The organism is Streptomyces sp. NPDC059255, assembly GCF_042752355.1.
GTDB lineage: Bacteria > Actinomycetota > Actinomycetes > Streptomycetales > Streptomycetaceae > Streptomyces.
The window spans coordinates 623,113-640,547 of sequence record NZ_JBHYZP010000001.1 but is presented as its reverse complement, the minus strand read 5'-3'; the positions used below and the strand labels follow the sequence as shown (position 1 = coordinate 640,547).

Here is a 17,435-nt window from a genome sequence, read left to right as displayed (position 1 = left end):
CGGTCCTCACTCGTCCCTGGAGGTAGCCCGTGCCCACCGCACCCCCCGCCGTTCCACCGGACTCCGTATCCCCGGCCGTGGTGAAGGCCGCCGGAGTGCTGGCGGACGCCACCCGGACGCGGACCGCCTGCGGTCCGGTGCGTGTGCTGTTCGACGACGGCGACATCGAGAGCGCGTACGCCGTCCAGCGGCTCAACGTCCGGCACGGCCTGACGGCCGGACGACGGGCGGTGGGGCGCAAGATCGGCCTCACCTCCCGGGCCGTGCAGTCCCAGCTCGGGGTCGGTCAGCCCGACTTCGGGGTGCTGTTCGCGGACATGGAGGTGCCGGCGGGCGGCATGGTGCCGGTCGGCCGGCTGATCCAGCCCAAGGTCGAGGCCGAGGTGGCGCTCGTCCTGGGCGGCGACCTGCCGCACCCGCGGTGCACCGTCGCCGACGTGCTGCGGGCCACCGATGTCGCGCTGCCCGCGCTGGAGATCGTCGACAGCCGGGTGCGCGGCTGGGACATCTCCATCGTCGACACCGTCGCCGACAACGCGTCCTGCGGGCTCTACGTCCTGGGCGCTGACCCGGTGCCTCTGCGGGATCTGGACCTGCCCTCGGTGCGGATGACGATGACGCGCAACAACGAGGTCGTCTCCCGGGGAAGCGGCGCCGACTGCCTGGGAAGTCCGCTCAGCGCCGTCGCCTGGCTCGCCTCGACCCTGGCCGGGCTGGGGGATCCGCTCAGGGCCGGTGACCTCGTACTCACCGGAGCGCTCGGACCGATGACGCCCGCTGTCCCCGGCGATGTGTTCGAAGCCCGTATCTCGACCCTGGGCTCCGTACGGGTCGGGTTCGCCACGGAAGGAGATGAGCGGTGAGCAGTAGCACGAGCAGGCGCCCCAAGGTGGCCATCATCGGGTCCGGCAACATCGGCACCGATCTGATGATCAAAGTACTCCGGCTCTCCGAGAGCCTGGAGGTCACGGCCATGGCAGGCATCGATCCCGACTCCGAGGGCCTGGCCCGGGCCCGGCGCCTGAAGGTGGCCACCACCCACCGGGGAGTCGACGGGCTGGTGGAGATGGACGAATTCGCGGACGTGGAGATCGTCTTCGACGCCACCTCCGCCGGCGCGCACCGGCACCACGACGACGTGCTGGGTGCCCTCGGGCGTACCGTCGTCGACCTCACGCCGGCGGCCATCGGCCCGTACGTGGTGCCCCCGGTCAACGGCGACGCCCACCTCCGGGCGCGGAACGTCAACATGGTCACCTGCGGCGGCCAGGCCACGATCCCGATCGTCGCCGCCGTCAGCGCGGTCACCGCCGTCCACTACGGGGAGATCGTCGCCTCCATCGCGTCCCGGTCGGCGGGCCCCGGCACCCGGGCGAACATCGACGAGTTCACCGAGACCACCGCTTCCGCCGTGGAGGCCGTCGGCGGCGCCGCCCGTGGCAAGGCCGTCATCATCCTCAACCCGGCGGAGCCACCGCTGATCATGCGCGACACCGTGCACTGCCTGGTCTCGGAGTGCGACACCGGGGCGGTGGCCGCCTCCGTGGCGGACATGGTCGGCCGTGTCCAGGCGTATGTACCCGGCTACCGCCTCAAGCAGGAGGTGCAGTTCGACCCGGTGCGGGCCGACGATCCGCTGCGGTCCTGGCTGCCCGCCGGGGCCGTCCGCGCCGACGCGGTGAAGGTCTCGGTCTTCCTTGAGGTCGAGGGCGCCGCTCACTACCTGCCCGCGTACGCCGGCAACCTCGACATCATGACCTCGGCCGCGCTGCGCACCGCGGAACGCATGGCCGTACACCGTTCCGGCGAAGGGGCCGCGCGATGACCACGACCGACTCCGGGGCCCGTGCGACCGCGGCCTCCCCCACACCCGTCCTGTACGTCCAGGACGTCACCCTCCGGGACGGCATGCACGCCGTGCGGCACCGCTACACCGTCGAACAGGCCCGCGACATCGCGGCCGTCCTGGACGCCGCCGGTGTGGCGGCGATCGAGATCGCCCACGGCGACGGTCTCGCCGGTTCCAGCATCAACTACGGTGTGGGCGCCCACACCGACTGGGAGTGGATCGAGGCCGTCGTCGGCGCCACCAGCACCGCGATTCCCACCACCCTGCTGCTGCCGGGCATCGGCACCGTACGCGATCTGGAGCAGGCACACCGCCTCGGCATACGTTCCGTGCGCGTCGCCACCCACTGCACCGAGGCCGACATCTCCGCCCAGCACATCGCGGCCGCCCGTTCCCTGGGCATGGACGTCGCCGGTTTCCTGATGATGTCGCACATGGCGGAGCCGGCCGAACTGGCGCGTCAGGCCCGGCTCATGGAGTCCTACGGCGCCCAGTGTGTCTACGTCACCGACTCCGGCGGCCGACTGACAATGGACGGCGTCCGTACCCGCCTGCGGGCCTACCGCGACGTTCTCGACCCCGCCACCGAACTCGGCATCCACGCCCACCACAACCTCGCCCTCGGCGTGGCCAACACCGTGGTCGCCGTGGAGCACGGTGTCACCCGGGTGGACGCCTCCCTCGCCGGCCAGGGCGCCGGAGCCGGCAACTGCCCGCTGGAGGCGTTCATCGCGGTGGCCGACCTGATGGGCTGGGAACACGGCTGCGAGCTGTTCCCGCTCATGGACGCGGCGGACGACCTCGTCCGCCCGTTGCAGGACCGGGAGGTCCGCGTCGACCGCGAGACCCTCACGCTGGGCTACGCGGGGGTGTACTCCAGTTTCCTGCGCCATGCCGAGGCGGCCGCCGCCCGGCACGGGGTGGACACCCGGGCGATCCTGGTCGAGGTCGGCCGCCGCAAGATGGTCGGCGGCCAGGAGGACATGATCACGGACGTCGCGCTGGACCTGCTGAGCCGGGCGGACCTCGCGTCCTGACCGTCCGGTCCCGGGGACGGCCCCCGGCCACCGCCGCACCTCTTTCCCATCCGTACTATGTACGGTACGTTGTAATGAACCGATACCTCCGGCGAAGGCACCGTTCGGTACGGGCCGTCCGGGAAAGCCGTCCGGGAAATTCCCGCTCCTCCTACCCGGGAATTGCGCGAATGGCGGAGGGATCACGACGTCGCGATGCGATGTGATCCGGTGGGACGCCTGCCGCCTCGCCGGTTCCTCTCGATTCGCCGGTTCCGCTCGCCTCGTCGGTTCCGCTCGCCTCGTCGATGCCGGTCGCCTCGCCGCATCACTCCCGAAAGGAAGAGCAGATGAGTTCTGTGGTCCTCGGAGTGGGTGCCTCTCACAGCACCCTGATGAACACGCATTGGGCGGAGGTGGACCACCTCGAAGGCGCGCACCGGTTCCGCGACGGACTGGCCGAGGCCCGCGAGGCACTGGCCGAGGCCCGTCCCGACGCGGTGGTGATCATCGGCTCGAACCACTTCCGCGGATTCTTCCTCGACATGATGCCCGCGATCACCGTCGGCGTCGGCGAGGTGCTGGGGGCGGGCGAGGCCGGAACGCCGGCCGGGCCGCTGCCGGTGGACACCGCCCTGGCACGCCACGTGGTGGACTCACTGGTGCGGAAGGATTTCGACCCGGCCTTCTCGCTGCGGCTGACGGTGGACCACGGCATCACCCACAGCCTTCAGCATCTGCTGCCCGGGCTGGACGTCCCCGTGGTGCCCGTGGTGATCAACATGTTCGCGCCGCCGCTGCCCTCGCTGGCCCGCTGCCACGCGCTGGGGCAGGCGATCGGCGCCTCCGTACGCGACGACGGCGAGGCCAAGAGAGTGGCGGTGGTCGCCTCCGGCGGGCTGTCCCACCAACTGCCCTGGCCCGCGTGGTTCGACGCGCTCAGCGACGACGACCGTTTCCTGGTCGAGGCATGGCTGAACGGGCGCGACTCGTGGAGCGAGTACGAGGTGCGCCGCCGCGCGATCATCCGGGCCGCCCGGCCGCGGATCAACCAGGATTTCGACGAGCGCTTCCTCTCGCTGGTCGAGACGGGCGACCTGAGTTCGCTCCTCGCCCTCACCTCCGAGGAGGTTGCCGCCGAGGCCGGCAACGGAGCCCAGGAGATCCGTTCGTGGATAGCGATGACGGCGGCGCTCGGACCGTGCAAGGGGCGCACTCTGGCCTACGCCGCGATGGACGAGTGGCTCACCGGAATGGGCGTATCCGTTCTGGAACCCCGTTCGTCATTTCCCCTTCCCGCCAAGAAGACTCCCGCCAAGAAGGAGACGCGCTCATGAGTATCTGGACCGAACTGACCGGAACGGAATTCCGTCTCACATACGTGGACGCGGGAGGAATGCGCACCCGGTCGCTCCAGGCCGGGTCCGGCGAGGCCGTGATATTCCTCCACGGCACCAGCGGCCACCTGGAAGCCTTCATACGCAACATTCCGGCTCACGCGGCGGCCGGATACTCCTGCCACGCGATCGACATGATCGGCCACGGCTACACCGCGGGCCCCGACGCGCCGTACCGCATCCCCCGCTACGTCGCCCACGTGCTGGCGTACATGGACGCTCTCGGCATCGACCGGGCCCACTTCGTGGGAGAGTCGCTCGGGGGCTGGGTGGCCGGCAGGCTCGCCGCCGACCACCCCGACCGGGTGAGCCGGCTGACCCTGGTCGCTCCCGGCGGCACCGTCGCCAATCCCACGGTGATGGAACGGATCAGGACCAGCACCCGCAAGGCGGTGGAGGAGGACGACATCGCCTTCACCCGCAAGCGGCTCGAACTGCTCATGTTCGACCCCGCGGCGAACGTCAGTGACGAACTGGTCGAGGTCCGCCATCACATCTATCACCGGCCCGAGTTCGTCAAGGCACTGCCCAACCTGCTGTGCCTGCAGGAGATGGACAACCGTCTGGAGGACCTCCTCAGCCCGGAGCAGATGGCCCGGATCACCGCGCCGACTCTCATCGTGTGGGGTGCGGAGAACCCCTTCGGCGATGTTCCCGAGGCGCACGCCCTGAACCGCGCCATCGCCGGATCGGCCCTGGAGATCTTCGCCGAGTGCGGCCACTGGCCCCAGCACGAGCACGCGGACCGGTTCAACGCGCTGCACCTGGACTTCCTCAGCGGGGCCCGGGCATGACCGCCCCGGAGGGCGGGGCGCTGCGCGTCGGCATACGGATACCGCCCTGCGACCGCGCGGACCGGCTGGTGGAGACCGTCCGGCGGGCGGAGAGCCTCGGCTTCGACCAGGTGTGGTTCCCCGACTCGCAGTTGCTGTGGCGGGACGTGTTCACGGTGCTGACCGCCGCCGCTCTGGCCACGGAGCGGATCGGTCTGGGCAGCGCGGTCACCAACCTCGCCACCCGTCACCCGGCCGTCGTCGCCTCGGCCGCGCGCAGTGTGGCCGAACTCGCGCCCGGCCGGTTCGTCCTCGGTCTCGGCGTCGGCAACAGCTCGGTCGGCCCCGTCGGCATGCGTCCGAGCACCAGGGCGGAGATGCGTGCCGGGCTCACCCTGCTGAAGGCCCTGCTGAACGGCGAGGAGTGGGACTTCGGCGGCGTCAGGTCCCGGCTGCGGGACCCCGGGCCGGGGGTTCCGGTCCACCTGGCCGCCAGCGGTCCCAGGAACCTGCAACTCGCCGGCGAGATCGCCGACGGGGTCATCCTGCTCAGCGGCGTCTCGCCGAGGACCCTCGCCGGCGCCACCTCACAGGTGCGGGAGGGGGCCGCCGTCGCGGGGCGCCCGGCGGGGACCATCCCGCTGACCGTATCGGCGTTCTGCGCGGTGACCGACGACACGACGGCCGCGGCCCGGCTCCTCAAACCGATCTGCGCGTCGATCGCGCAGAACGGCGGAGCGGCGGCTCTCGCCCTCGCCGGGATAGAGATCGACGTGCCCGCGAAGGTCGAAGGGGTCTACCCGGATCTCGTGCACGCCGAGGACTGGGACGCGGCCGTGAAGATCTGCTCGGAGTGGGTGAGCGACGCGGACGCCCTCCGGTTCGCCGAGGAGTTCTGCCTGGTCGGGACCGCCGAGGAGATCGCCCGCAAACTGAGGGCGCTGCACGCCGACGGAGTGACCGGCGTCTTCCTCCAGCATGTGGGTTCGTACGACCTGCCCACCGAGCTGATCGAGAGCGTCGGCTCCGGGGTGCTTCCCGCCCTGGCGAAGGGGACCGGCCGGTGAGCGTCCTGGAGGAGTTGGCCGGATGCGGCGGCCGCGGCCTGGGCAAGGCCCGTGCGGACACCCGGATCCTGGCCGCTCTGCACGTGCTGGACACCATGGGGTGCGTGGCGGCCGGTGTCTCCCATCCTCTGGCGGCCCAGCTCTCCGCGCTCGTGTCGCACACCGGCGACCGGGGCGACATGCACTCGCCCGCGCTGACGGGGACACACTCCCTGCGGGCGACCGTACTGGTGGAGTCGGTGCTGGCCCATGCCGACGAGTACGACGCCCTGCATCCCGCCTCGGCGGTGGTGCCGTCGGCCGTGGTCGTGCCCGCGGCCCTGGCCGTGGCCGACCTGGAGGGGCGGCCGGGCAGCGCCGTCATCGATTCCGTCGTGGTCGGTTACGAGGTCGCCGTCGAGGCGGGGCTGCGGTTCGGCGGGCCGCGGCTCTACGAACGCTCCTGGTGGCCCACCGCGGTCTTCGGCGCGCTGGGGGCGGCCGCCGCCACAGCACACCTGCTGGACCTCGACCGCGCGGCCACCGCGGTGTCGCTGGGCCTGGCCGCGGCCGGGCTCGGCGGGCTGCTCAGCCAGGACGAACTCGCGGCCGGACACTATCTGCTGGCCGGACGCGCGGCGGCGAACGGGGTCGAGGCCGCCTATCTGGCCAGGGCCGGCGCGCGGGCCAGCCCGACCCTGCTGGACGGGCCGGGCGCCGCCGCGCTCGGCGTGGCCGCGGCGCCCGGGTCGGCCGGGGCGCGCCCTCACCTGGAGAGCTGCGTCTTCAAGGCGTACCCGTGCGCCCTCCCTCTGCACGCGGCGCTCCGCGCGCTGGACGCCCTGGCCGCGCGGCAGGTACCGGTCGGCACGGCGCGCCGCATAGAGGTCCTCCTGCCGACCGCCCTGTCCCGCTTCGTCACCGCCGACCGGGTGTCCCCGGGGCCCACCGAAGCCGCGGCCAGCGCGTCCTTCGCCGTCGGAGCCTGGCTCCACGGAGCCGCCGGGGACGTCGCGTCCTTCCGTGGTGAACTTCCCCCGGACACACCGGAGGTGGTCCTGGGGCGAGCCCCCGACCTCGACGCCGGCCTGCCGGACCACTGGGGTGCCCGCGTTGTCGTCCACCTGCCGGACGGCCGGCGGGTCGTACGGGAGGAGACCGGCGCGGCGCGTGAAACCGCCCTGCCCGCGCTCACGGACATGGTGACGGCCAAGTTCCGCCGCCGGGTGGGAACAACCGGGGACGGTCTCCTCCGGGAGCGATGGCCGGCGCGGTGCCTGGCGCTGGACGCCGTGAGCGACATCCGCGACCTGCGGCTCGCTCTGAGCGCGCTCGCCAGGCCCTGAAGGTCCCCTTCGTACAGCACGCACGTACAGCACAAGGAGTCACAGTGACCCTCTACAAGATCGCTGTCATCGGCGGCACGGGGCCTCAGGGGAAGGGCCTCGCCTACCGGTTCGCCAAGGCCGGCCACACCGTGGTCATCGGTTCACGTTCGGCCGGGCGGGCACAGGAGACGGCCGACGGCATCGCCGACCGGATCGGGTCGGCGGGCCTGGTCAGCGGGGCGGACAACGCCGCCGCCGCGGAGGCGGCGGACATCGTCCTGCTCGCCGTGCCCTACCGGGGCCACGCGGATCTGGTCGCCTCCCTCGCCGCCCGGGTGGCCGGCAAGGTCCTGATCTCCTGCGTCAACCCGCTCGGCTTCGACGAGCGGGGCCCCTACGGCCTCGACGTCGCCGACGGCAGCGCGGCCGAGGAGGCCCTGCGTCTGGCCCCCGGGGCCAGACTGGCCGGAGCGTTCCATCATGTGTCAGCGGTGAGTCTCTGGGGACCGTCCGCGATGCTGGACCACGAAGACGTACTGGTCTGCGGGGACGACGAGCAGGCCAAGGATGTCGCGTGCGAACTCGCACGCGCCGTCACCGGTCGCCCCGGTGTCGACGCGGGCCCGCTCCGGCTGGCCCGGCATCTCGAACCGCTCACCGCCACACTGATCCATGTCAACAAGCGCTACAAGGTGCGTTCCGGCCTCCGGATCGCCGGTCTGCAACAGACCGGATGACGTCCGGCGGCACACCGGAGGCTGCGGCGCCGCCGTCCGGCCCCGGGTGTTACGGGGGCCGGCCCCGGGATATCGGCCCTGTTTCCGCATCGCTCCGCCCGTAACGGAAGAGTCTCGCCTTTCTCGCTCCGGCCACCTTCCCTTGACGCCCGTGCATTGAACCGTACATCGTACGGTCACGTGCTGAGGCACCACCGCACCACCCCTTCCGGCCGCCGCCCGAAACGCGCCCCCCTCATTTCCTCGGCGTTCCCGCTCCGGCCGCCGCCCGAGGCCCTGTCCTCACCCACATCTGCGGCTCACCTCATGGAGGATCCGATGAGCGTTTCCAGCACTCCCGCGCAACAACGGACGAAAGCGGTGGTGGCGAGCTGGATCGGTACGACGATCGAGTACTACGACAATGCCGCCTACGGCCTCGCCGCCTCACTGATCTTCGCCCCGCTCTTCTTCCCGAGTACGGACCCGGCGGTCGGCACACTGCTGTCCCTGTCCAGCTTCGCCATCGGCTTCGTCGCCCGGCCGGTGGGGGCGGTCGTGTTCGGACACTTCGGTGACCGGGTCGGCCGCAAGACCACGCTCATGATCACGCTGATCATGATGGGGGTCGCGACCTTCGCGATCGGACTGCTGCCGACCTACGACCAGGTCGGACTCGCGGCGCCCGCCCTGCTCATCCTCTGTCGCATCCTCCAGGGCATCAGCGTGGGCGGTGAGTACGGCGGAGCCATCCTCATGACCGTCGAACACGCGGAGGACAAGCGGCGCGGCTTCTTCGGATCGCTGGTGAACACCGGGTCCACCGCCGGCCTGCTGCTGGCCAACCTCGCCTTCCTGCCGGTGTTCTCCCTGCCCAAGGAGGAGATGCTCGACTGGGCCTGGCGCATCCCCTTCCTGATCAGCGCGGTCCTGGTGGTGGTGGGCTACTTCGTCCGCCGGGCGGTCGACGAGAGCCCGGACTTCGCCCGCGCCAAGGAAGCCGGCGACGTGGCCAAGCTGCCGATCGTCGAAGTCCTGCGCCACAACAGACGCCAGGTGGCCCTGCTGGCCCTCGCCATCCTGGCCGCCGGTGTGTCGTTCACCATGGCGTCGGTGTATTCACTGGCCTACGGGCCCGAGGGCCTCGGACTCGGCAACGACGCGATGCTCAAGGTGCTGCTGCCGGCCACCGCCGTGATCCTCGTCTGCGTTCCCGCGTTCGGCGCGCTGGCCGACCGGGTCGGGGTACGCCGAGTGTTCCTGATCAGCGCGGCGTCCCTGGTGGTGCTGCCGTTCGCCTGGTTCGCGCTGCTCGGCACCCGTCAGTACGGACCGATGCTGCTCGGCTTCGTGGTGCTCTTCATCGGCTACTCCGCGAACTACGCCGTCGTCCCCGCCTACTTCTCCCAGGTCTTCCCGCCGGCCCTGCGCTACACCGGCATGTCCATCGGCTTCACCACCGGTCTCATCCTCGGCAACGCCTTCGCCCCGGCGATCGCCGCCTCGCTTCTGGACAGCACCGGCGGCTGGTTCGCCATCGCCCTCTACATGGGCGGCGCGGCCCTGGTGTCCCTGATCGCCGGAGTCTTCCTCCACCCCGCCGAAGCCCCGGCCGGCAAGCCGGCGCCCCTGACCGTGCCCACCCGCTGACCCGTACCGGGAGAACAGATGCGCCACCATTTCGCCGACAGCCGGTTCGGCCAGCTCCACTACGTGGAGGAGGGCACCGGAGAGCCGGTGCTCCTGCTCCACCAGACGCCCCGGTCCTGGGACGAGTACCGGGACGTCCTGCCCCTGCTCGGGCGCGGCTTCCGCGCCATCGCCATGGACACTCTCGGATTCGGCATGTCGGCCCGCCCCACCGGGGAGTGGAGCGTGGAACTCTTCGCGCGGGCCGTGCTCGACCTGTGCGACGCCCTCGGCCTCGATCGGTTCGCGCTCGTCGGGCATCACACCGGCGGTGTGATCGCGACCGAAGTGGCGGCGGCCGCGCCCGGCCGGGTGCGGACGCTGGTGCTCTCGGGCACGCCCTTCGTCGACGCGCCGCGCCGCCACCAGGTCGCGACCGGACGTCCGCCCATCGACCATGTGGAACGCGCGGCCGACGGTTCGCACCTCCAGCGGCTCTGGGACAACCGGGCCGCCTACTACCCGGCCGACCGGCCGGACCTGCTGGAGCGCCTGGTCCGCGACGCCCTGCGGGTACTGGACCGGGTCGAGGAAGGACACCTCGCCGTCAACCGGTACCGCATGGAGGACCGGATCGGTTCGGTCACCGCGCGCACGCTGGTGCTCTGCGGCGAACTCGACACCTTCTCCCTGCCGGACGTGCCGAAGATCCTCGCGGCGATTCCGGGCGCGGTCTCCGAAGTGCTGCCGGGTACGGGTGTTCCCTCGGTCGACCACCGGCCGGACCTGTTCGCGGAAGCGGTCGGCCGGTTCCTTCTCCAGGACGGCGCGCGCACCCGCGAGTGAGCGACGGCCGTCAGCCAGGAGGCGACAGGTCCGGCCGGGACAGGACGGAGGTGATGAACGCCTCCAGGCCGGCCAGGTACTGCTCGTTCGTGGGCAGGCCGGGGAGTTCGCCGGCGAGTTCGACCAGACGCGGGAACTCGTCGCGAGGCAGCGCCGAGTAGACGTGCGAACGCTGCCGGCGCTGCTCGGCGCGGTCCCCGCCGCCGGCGTCCGCCGCGCGGCCCCAGGGTCTGGGGGCCTGGTAGGTGGCGAATCCGATCGAGTAGGTGATCAGAAATCCGTAGCAGCGCACCGCGAGGGGGCCCGGGATGCCGGCGTCGACCAGCCGCTGCAGCGGGGCCTCCATCGCCCCCCGGAGCGCCGGGCGGCTGTCGGTGACCCTGCTGCCGAACAACCTGATGACGGTCGGATGTTCGTCCATCATGTCGAGGAAGGCGAGCCCGACGTCACGCATCGCCTCGGCCGGGCCCGCCGGCGGCTCCGCCGGCAGCTGCATCCGGCCCAGTACGTAATCGGCCATGCCGTCGAGGATCTCGTCGCGGCTGCGGAAGTAGCTGTAGAGCGTCATGGTCCCGACGCCCAGTTCGGATGCGATTCTGCGCACGGTGAGCCGGTCCAGACCGCCTTCGTGGTCGGACAGGCGCAGTGCCGCCTCGATGATCCTGCCGGGCGTCAGGCTCGCTGTACGTCTCTGGCTCGAACTCCGCTGTGTCATGCCCACTTCCGCGTCTGATCCGTTCCGGACGAGTCTAAGGGCAGCCGGTGTTCCCGGCCGCCCCGGCTGCCCGGACTGCCCCGGCTGCCCCGGCTCGTCATCGTGAGGGGCCGGCGAGGGCGACGACGGTGTGGATGAGATGGCGGGCGAGCCGCTCGGCCTCCCGGATGTCGACGGTGTTCATCCCGGCCGGAAAATCCAGCGGGATCGGAGCGTCGGGACCGATCCGGTCCATGCCGATACGAGCGGTGGACAGTCCCCGGGAGCGCAGGATGTTCGCGTCCGTGGCACCGGAGTTGGCGGTGATCGGCGTGTGTGGACGCCCCTCGATCTCCTCCCAGGCGGCGACCGCGGCCCGTACGACCGGAGCGTCCTCGGGGGTGGCGGTGCCGGGGATGGACAGGACCATGTCCCACTCGACGTCGATCTCGGGACATCCCGACCGGATGCCGTCGATCGCCGCCCCGAACTCGCGCCGTACCTCCGCCGGAGTGGAGCGCGGGTTCGTCCGCAGGTCCACCACGAACCGGCAGAGCGCCGGGGTGGCCGAGGCCAGCCGGGGCCAGCCGCCCTCGATCGCGGCCACGATGCCCTGCGGCGCGACGAGCCCGTCCGTGTGCCGGGCGGCGTACCGCGGGAACCAGTCCTCCAGTTCCTGTACGACCCGGGCCGCGTGCGCGATCGGGTTCCGGTACGGCATGCGGTGGCGGGAGCCGACGTAGGAGAAGGTGCCGCGCACCCGCACCTCGAACCAGCAGAGCCCGACCTCCTCCCACGCGACCGCCCAGCCGGGCTTGGCGATGATCGCGTGGTCGGCCCAGACGCCCTGCTCCAGCATGAACGAGCAGCCGACGCCCTGGCCGGCGTTGCGCCGGGTCAGCCCGCGGGCGGTCCGGCCGTTGGTCGGCATCCCGCCCGCTCCCAGTCCGACGACGACATCGCCGGCCAGGGGGACTCCGGCGGCGGCGAGCGCCTCCGCGGCGGCGATCACCGCCGCCCCGTGCCCCTTCGGGTTGCTGGCGCCGAGCCCCAGGACATGGTCGCCGTGGACCTCGGCGCGCGGACGCATGTCGGGGCGCAGTTCGTCACCGATCCACGGGACGTCCTCGGCCTCGTCGCCCACGGTGAAGGTGTCGATCGGCGCGTAGAGCAGCACGTCGTCGCCTCCGCCGGTGCCGGGAAGCACGCCGACCGCGTTGCCCTGCCGGTCGTCGATCTCCTGGTAGCGGCCGCGCAGCCCCGCCGCGGTCAGGGTGTCGGCGAGGTGCCGGGCGAGCTCGGCCTCCTCGCCGGTGGGGCTGGGGATGTCCACCATCCCGACGACCAGTTCGGTGATCCGGGTGCGGTCGAGACGCGCCCGGGCGGCCTCGACCCACGCGCGCCGCTCGTCGTCGAGCCCGGTCGCGCGGGCCAGCGGGGCGCTCACGCGGGCCGCCGTACGGTCAGCACGGTGGTGCCGCGGCCCGCCTTGGCGAGCAGGCCGGCGCCGTAGCGGCGGCGTATCACGGTCCGGTCGGCGACGATCAGTGTCGCGAGCGCGGCGGCGCCCAGGGAGGCGGCGAGCAGACGGGTACGGGGCACGGGTTCTCCTGCTGAGGTCACGGGTTCCCCTGCTGAGGGGGGACGGGCGGATCTGTCGTGGCGGAGGTGGGTGCCGGCCCGCCTCCGCGGCCGGGCTCCGGGAGGAACGCGTCGGCGAGAGCGGCGACGGCGTCCGGGCGTTCGGACTGCGGATGGTGCGCGGTACGGCCGAGGACCACCAGGTCTCCGTGGGGCAGCGCACCGGCGAGCGCGGCCCCGTAGGCGGGCCCGGAGAAGGGGTCGTGTGCCCCCCAGACCGCCAGTGTCGGGGCGGTGACGGTCCCGAGCAGGGGGCCCAGGTCCTCGTCGGTGCCGCGGGCCGCCGGATCGGTCGCGACGGCGAGCGCCGTCGCCGTGGTGGCCGCCCGCAGGCGCCGCGCGACGAGTTCCTCCGGCGGTGTGGAGCGATGCCATTCGGCGCCCTCCATGAGCGCGCGCATCCGGGCGGACCCGGGATCGGCGTACAGCGCGTCGCGCAGCCGGGCGCCGAGCCCCGGGTCCGTGCGCACACCGCGGAAGGCGGCCGGGGTGCTGCCGATCAGCACGATCCGTGCCACCAGTTCGGGCCGGCGCGCGGCGAGCGCGAGCGCCACCGCGCCGCCGAGGGACTGCGCGAGGATGTTCACGGGACCGCCGATGCCGTCGAGCAGACCGGCGAGCGCGGCTGCGGGTCCGGAGAACCGGCCGGACGGCAGCCCCGGGCCTGGCAGGGGTGAACGGCCGTAGCGGGGCAGGTCGACACAGAGCCAGGCCCGGCGGGGGCGCAGGGCGAGCACCGCGGCGAAGTCCGCGGCGGCGTGGCAGCCCGGCCCGCCACCGTGCAGCACGACGGTCGGAACGGTGTCCGCCGGGCCGAGCCTGGTGTGGTGCAGGCCGGGGCGGCGGGAACCGGGCATCAGTGCCCTCGGCGTTTCTCGGCCGGCTGGACGACGGGGCCGGCCTGCTCGATGTGCCTGCGCCACGCAGTCAGCGACAGGTCCGGCCGGTACAGGCGCTCCGGCGGGGCGTCCATCACGTCGACCATCCACGCGTCCTGCGCGGTGAACTGCCCGTGGAAGAGCCAGCGGATCGCCGTGAGGTACTTCGCCTTGAACGCCAGCGCCTTGCGGCCGGTCTCGAACCGCACCATGAGCTGGACGTACCGGACGTGGTCGGCGTCGACCGGCACGTACCACTCGTAGTGGATGAACTGCGGGTAGGCGACGCGCAGCAGGCCGGGCAGCCGGATCGACACGAAGCCGGGCAGGTCCAGGCCGGCGATGACGGGGTTGGCGTCGCCGTTCTTGCCGGGCCGGTCGGGCAGGGGCATCCGCTTCCACCAGCGCCTGTTGGTGAAGGTGCCGACGCCGGGGAACTCGGCGTCCCAGTGCACCTCGTCCTGCACGCGGATCAGCCAGCCGTCCCGCTCCACGATCCGGGTCATGTTCCAGGTCGGCATGACCTTGAACAGCCGCCAGAGCGCGGTGTTGTGCAGGTACTTGGCGTGGCCCTCGTCGAAGCCGTTCTCGGCGGCGAACCGCCAGTTGCCGTCCCGTATCTCGGTCCGCCCGCCCAGGACCAGGGAGTTGTCGTTCAGTTCCGCCGGGATGTCCCGCTCGACCGGCGGCGGCTCCTCCCCCGCCGGGACATCCCCGATGTAGACGAAGACCAGGCCGAGGCGCTCGGCCACGTGGTAGGTGGCGACCTTGACCTTGCCGCAGATCGGCGAGCTGGGCCCGTCGGTGATGACGGCGCAGAGCCTGCCGTCGGTCAGGTCGTAGGTCCAGCCGTGGTACGGGCAGCTGATGGTGCCGTCGAACTGCCGGCGGCCCAGCGAGAGCGGTACTCCGCGGTGCGGACAGCGGTCGTGCAGGGCGCGGACCGTGTTCGTGGTCTCGTCGCGGACCAGCACGATCTTCTCCCCTGCCACCGTCACCGGGACGGGCTTACGGCCGACCTGGTGGGCGAAGAGCGTCGGGTACCAGAAGTCACGGAAACCGAGTTCGGCGGCGTCGTAGGTGGCCCAGGAGCCCCAGTCGGCGCCGGCCTGCACGGGCGGCCCGGGGGGCGGTTCCGCCGCGGCCGACCTGCCGCGCCGGCGCGCGGGCCGGCGCGGAGCCTCCGCCTCGGCCGGGTCGGACGCCGCCGCGACGGCCGGTTCGACCGGGGTGGTCGCCGCCGCGACGGCCGGTTCGACCGGGGTGGTTCCGGCGGGGCCGGGACCGTCGTCGGAGGCCCGGTTGCTCTGCTCGGTCACAGGAATGCCTTTCGAGGGGGCGGTTCGGGGCAGGCGGCCGGACGGGACGGCCGGTCAGAGATCGAGGACGAGTTCGGCCGTACGGGCGCGGGAGACGCAGGGCAGGACACGGTCGGTCACCTCCGGATCCGTGAGGGTGTCGCGGTGCTCGGGAAGCCCGTCCAGGACGCGTGTCTCGCAGCTGCCGCAGATGCCGTCGCGGCAGGCGTTGGGCACCTCGATCCCGGCGGTCTCCAGGACGTCGAGGACGCTCTCGCCCGCGGGGACGGCGAGCCGCGTGTTGCTGCGCCGCGCGACCACGTGGAAGGCCACGTCGCCGCTGGTGTCGATGCCGGCGGCGGAGAACCGCTCGACGTGCAGGGTGCCGGCCGGCCACGCGGCGCAGGCGGCCTCCATCGCCGCGATCAGCGGCTCCGGACCGCAGCAGTACACGGCCACTCCCGGACGTGGCTCCCCCAGGGCTCCGGCCAGGTCGAGCACCCCGTACACGTCCTGCGGGCGCACCAGGACCCGCGGATCGCTCCCGAGACGGCCGGTGAAGGCCATGGAGCGACGGGTACGGCCGCCGTAGAGCAGCCGCCAGTTCTCCCCCGCCGCCGCGATCATCGGCAGCAGCGGTGTGATGCCGATGCCACCCGCGACGAAGAGGTACTCCTCCGCCGGGACCAGCGGAAAGTTGTTGCGCGGCCCGCCCACCTCGATTAGCTCGCCGGGCCGCAGCGCGTCGTGGACGTAGGCCGACCCGCCCCGGGACGTTTCCTCGCGCAGGACCGCCACCCGGTACTCGCGGCGCTCGGCCGGATCGCCGCACAGCGAGTACTGCCGTACATGGTCGGGCAGCCGGAGGTCGATGTGCGCTCCCGGCGTCCAGGCCGGCAGCAGCCGGCGCTCGGGATCGGCCAGCGTCACCGACAGCACACCGTCGGACTCCCTCCTCAGCTGCACAACCTCCAGTTCGAGCACGCCGGAATGTTGGGCTCCGGCGCTCTGTGTGATGCCTGCGAGAGCGGCCTCACCGATGTCGATCGACATGTGTACCTCCAGCCACGACCGGTCGTACTAAGTACGGTACACAAAAGTTCCCAGTTGGGAAGAGGTCGATCCACACAAAGGAGCGAGTGAAGGAGCGGGGGAAGGAGCGAGAGGCGCTACGTGTTCCACGGGCCGTCCGCGACCTCGGTCGCGATCACCGCAGGTCCTACGGCGCCTCGTGCGGGGCGGCGACCGGGTGTGCGCTCGCGGGGTGCCGGAGGGGGACGACCCCCACGCAGGTGCCGTCGTGGTCCAGCAGTCTTCCCATGTGCTTGACGGTGCGCAGCACCACCGAGCGGTCGTTGACGGTGAGCCGGGGCAGCTGCCGCGAGAGGTGGGCCTCGAAGGCGTGCACATCGCTCAGGGCCCGTAGCCAGACGTCGATCACCAGGGTGTGCGGGCCGGCGGCGATGAAGCAGGAGCGGACCTCGCGGACACCGGCCAGGATCCGGCTGGTCTCGTCCAGGTACTTGCCGGGAACGGAGGCGAAGTACACGGCGGACAGCGGCCATCCGGACAGGGGCCGGGCGAGGTCGCAGCGCAGGTTGAGGCGCGAGGCGAGCAGGGAGTGCAGACGGCGGCGCACCGTGGAGACACCGGCGTCGGTCCGCGCGGACAGTTCGCGCAGCGACATGCGGCCGTCCGTGCTCAGCAGTTCCAGCAGGTGGGCGTCGAGGGAGTCCCAGCCCGCCCCGGCGACCGGCGCGGCCCGGTGGACCGGGGGAAGGGCCGCCTCGATGCGCGCGCTCTGTGTGCTGTCCAGGCTGCGCAGACGCCACTGGCTCCCCTCGGTGGGAACACCGGTGGACACATGGGTACGGGTGGCCCTCACTCCCGGCGTGCGCTGGAACTGCGACGTGGCGAGGCGGGCCAGCTCGTCGAGGCTCATGGTCTGCACGGTGGCCACGATGTCCCGGCCGCCGGCCGTGAGCTTGATGTTCGGCATGGAGGGGTGGGCGGCCAGGGCCCACGCGACGTCCTCGGCGGCCCCCGGCTCGGTGTCCACCTCGATCACACCGGTCACGACGGCCCGTGTGTTGGAGACCCGGGGATAGGCGGTCACCCACGCCAGGCCCGCCCCGGTGAGGCGGTTCCACCGTCGCGCGACGGTGACCGGGTTGATCCCGAGCACCTCGCCGATCAGTGTCCAGGGGGCCCGGGGGTGGATCTGCAGGGCGTGGACGAGGCCACGATCCAGCTCGTCGAGCTCCGTCACGGCACTATCCTGCGCACTCAGGGGCGGCACTTCTCTGCGTACAGGAACGAATTCG

17 protein-coding genes are annotated in these 17,435 nt (G+C 72.0%); 10 read left to right on the top strand and 7 right to left on the bottom strand.

Annotation, left to right across the window (positions count from 1 at the left end):
* The first annotated feature begins 29 nt into the window (after positions 1–29).
* From ACFXKG_RS02780 to ACFXKG_RS02735, 10 genes are all read left to right on the top strand, one after another.
* Positions 30–863, top strand: a complete 834-nt coding sequence (locus tag ACFXKG_RS02780) for a 2-keto-4-pentenoate hydratase (protein ID WP_384831149.1) — start codon at positions 30–32, stop codon at positions 861–863.
* Positions 860–1,825, top strand: a complete 966-nt coding sequence (locus ACFXKG_RS02775) for an acetaldehyde dehydrogenase (acetylating) (RefSeq protein WP_384831146.1) — start codon at positions 860–862, stop codon at positions 1,823–1,825. The genes ACFXKG_RS02780 and ACFXKG_RS02775 overlap by 4 nt, the downstream gene beginning before the upstream one ends.
* The gene (gene dmpG / locus ACFXKG_RS02770; RefSeq protein ID WP_384831143.1) at positions 1,822–2,886 is read left to right on the top strand and encodes a 4-hydroxy-2-oxovalerate aldolase; all 1,065 of its coding nucleotides are present in this window, start codon (positions 1,822–1,824) and stop codon (positions 2,884–2,886) included. Before ACFXKG_RS02775 ends, dmpG begins: the two co-directional genes overlap by 4 nt.
* A gap of 329 nt (positions 2,887–3,215) precedes the next feature.
* Positions 3,216–4,202, top strand: coding sequence for a catechol 1,2-dioxygenase (locus tag ACFXKG_RS02765; RefSeq protein ID WP_384831140.1), 987 nt, complete (start codon positions 3,216–3,218; stop codon positions 4,200–4,202).
* Positions 4,199–5,056, top strand: a complete 858-nt coding sequence (locus ACFXKG_RS02760) for an alpha/beta fold hydrolase (RefSeq protein WP_384831137.1) — start codon at positions 4,199–4,201, stop codon at positions 5,054–5,056. Before ACFXKG_RS02765 ends, ACFXKG_RS02760 begins: the two co-directional genes overlap by 4 nt.
* The gene (locus ACFXKG_RS02755) at positions 5,053–6,102 is read left to right on the top strand and encodes an LLM class flavin-dependent oxidoreductase (protein ID WP_384831134.1); all 1,050 of its coding nucleotides are present in this window, start codon (positions 5,053–5,055) and stop codon (positions 6,100–6,102) included. The genes ACFXKG_RS02760 and ACFXKG_RS02755 overlap by 4 nt, the downstream gene beginning before the upstream one ends.
* Positions 6,099–7,427, top strand: coding sequence for an MmgE/PrpD family protein (locus ACFXKG_RS02750; protein ID WP_384831131.1), 1,329 nt, complete (start codon positions 6,099–6,101; stop codon positions 7,425–7,427). The genes ACFXKG_RS02755 and ACFXKG_RS02750 overlap by 4 nt, the downstream gene beginning before the upstream one ends.
* A 44-nt stretch (positions 7,428–7,471) precedes the next feature.
* Entirely contained in the window at positions 7,472–8,146 is a 675-nt protein-coding gene (gene npdG, locus ACFXKG_RS02745) for an NADPH-dependent F420 reductase (RefSeq protein WP_384831127.1), read from the top strand.
* A gap of 318 nt (positions 8,147–8,464) precedes the next feature.
* The gene (locus ACFXKG_RS02740) at positions 8,465–9,775 is read left to right on the top strand and encodes an MFS transporter (RefSeq protein ID WP_384831124.1); all 1,311 of its coding nucleotides are present in this window, start codon (positions 8,465–8,467) and stop codon (positions 9,773–9,775) included.
* An 18-nt stretch (positions 9,776–9,793) separates the two neighbouring features.
* Complete coding sequence (locus ACFXKG_RS02735; protein WP_384831121.1) at positions 9,794–10,600, top strand: alpha/beta fold hydrolase; 807 nt, start codon at positions 9,794–9,796, stop codon at positions 10,598–10,600.
* A 10-nt stretch (positions 10,601–10,610) separates the two neighbouring features.
* Here ACFXKG_RS02735 and ACFXKG_RS02730 read toward each other — a convergent pair whose 3' ends face one another.
* The 7 genes from ACFXKG_RS02730 to ACFXKG_RS02700 all read right to left on the bottom strand — a co-directional run bounded on the left by ACFXKG_RS02730 (position 10,611) and on the right by ACFXKG_RS02700 (position 17,380).
* Positions 10,611–11,315 carry a TetR/AcrR family transcriptional regulator gene (locus ACFXKG_RS02730; protein WP_384831118.1) on the bottom strand — a complete coding sequence of 235 codons (705 nt, stop codon included), beginning with the start codon at positions 11,313–11,315 and terminating at the stop codon, positions 10,611–10,613.
* Between the two features lie 97 nt (positions 11,316–11,412).
* Positions 11,413–12,741, bottom strand: a complete 1,329-nt coding sequence (locus ACFXKG_RS02725) for a M20/M25/M40 family metallo-hydrolase (protein WP_384831115.1) — start codon at positions 12,739–12,741, stop codon at positions 11,413–11,415.
* A complete protein-coding gene (locus tag ACFXKG_RS02720; protein WP_384831112.1) occupies positions 12,738–12,896 on the bottom strand; it encodes a hypothetical protein in 159 nt (52 codons plus the stop codon). The genes ACFXKG_RS02725 and ACFXKG_RS02720 overlap by 4 nt, the downstream gene beginning before the upstream one ends.
* 17 nt (positions 12,897–12,913) lie before the next feature.
* Positions 12,914–13,792, bottom strand: a complete 879-nt coding sequence (locus ACFXKG_RS02715; protein WP_384831109.1) for an alpha/beta fold hydrolase — start codon at positions 13,790–13,792, stop codon at positions 12,914–12,916.
* A complete protein-coding gene (locus ACFXKG_RS02710; protein WP_384831106.1) occupies positions 13,792–15,132 on the bottom strand; it encodes a Rieske 2Fe-2S domain-containing protein in 1,341 nt (446 codons plus the stop codon). Before ACFXKG_RS02710 ends, ACFXKG_RS02715 begins: the two co-directional genes overlap by 1 nt.
* Positions 15,133–15,186: 54 nt before the next feature.
* Positions 15,187–16,164 (bottom strand): PDR/VanB family oxidoreductase, encoded by a 978-nt coding sequence (locus ACFXKG_RS02705; RefSeq protein ID WP_384831103.1) that lies wholly within the window; start codon positions 16,162–16,164, stop codon positions 15,187–15,189.
* A gap of 166 nt (positions 16,165–16,330) precedes the next feature.
* A complete protein-coding gene (locus tag ACFXKG_RS02700) occupies positions 16,331–17,380 on the bottom strand; it encodes an Lrp/AsnC family transcriptional regulator (RefSeq protein WP_384831100.1) in 1,050 nt (349 codons plus the stop codon).
* Positions 17,381–17,435: the final 55 nt, after the last annotated feature.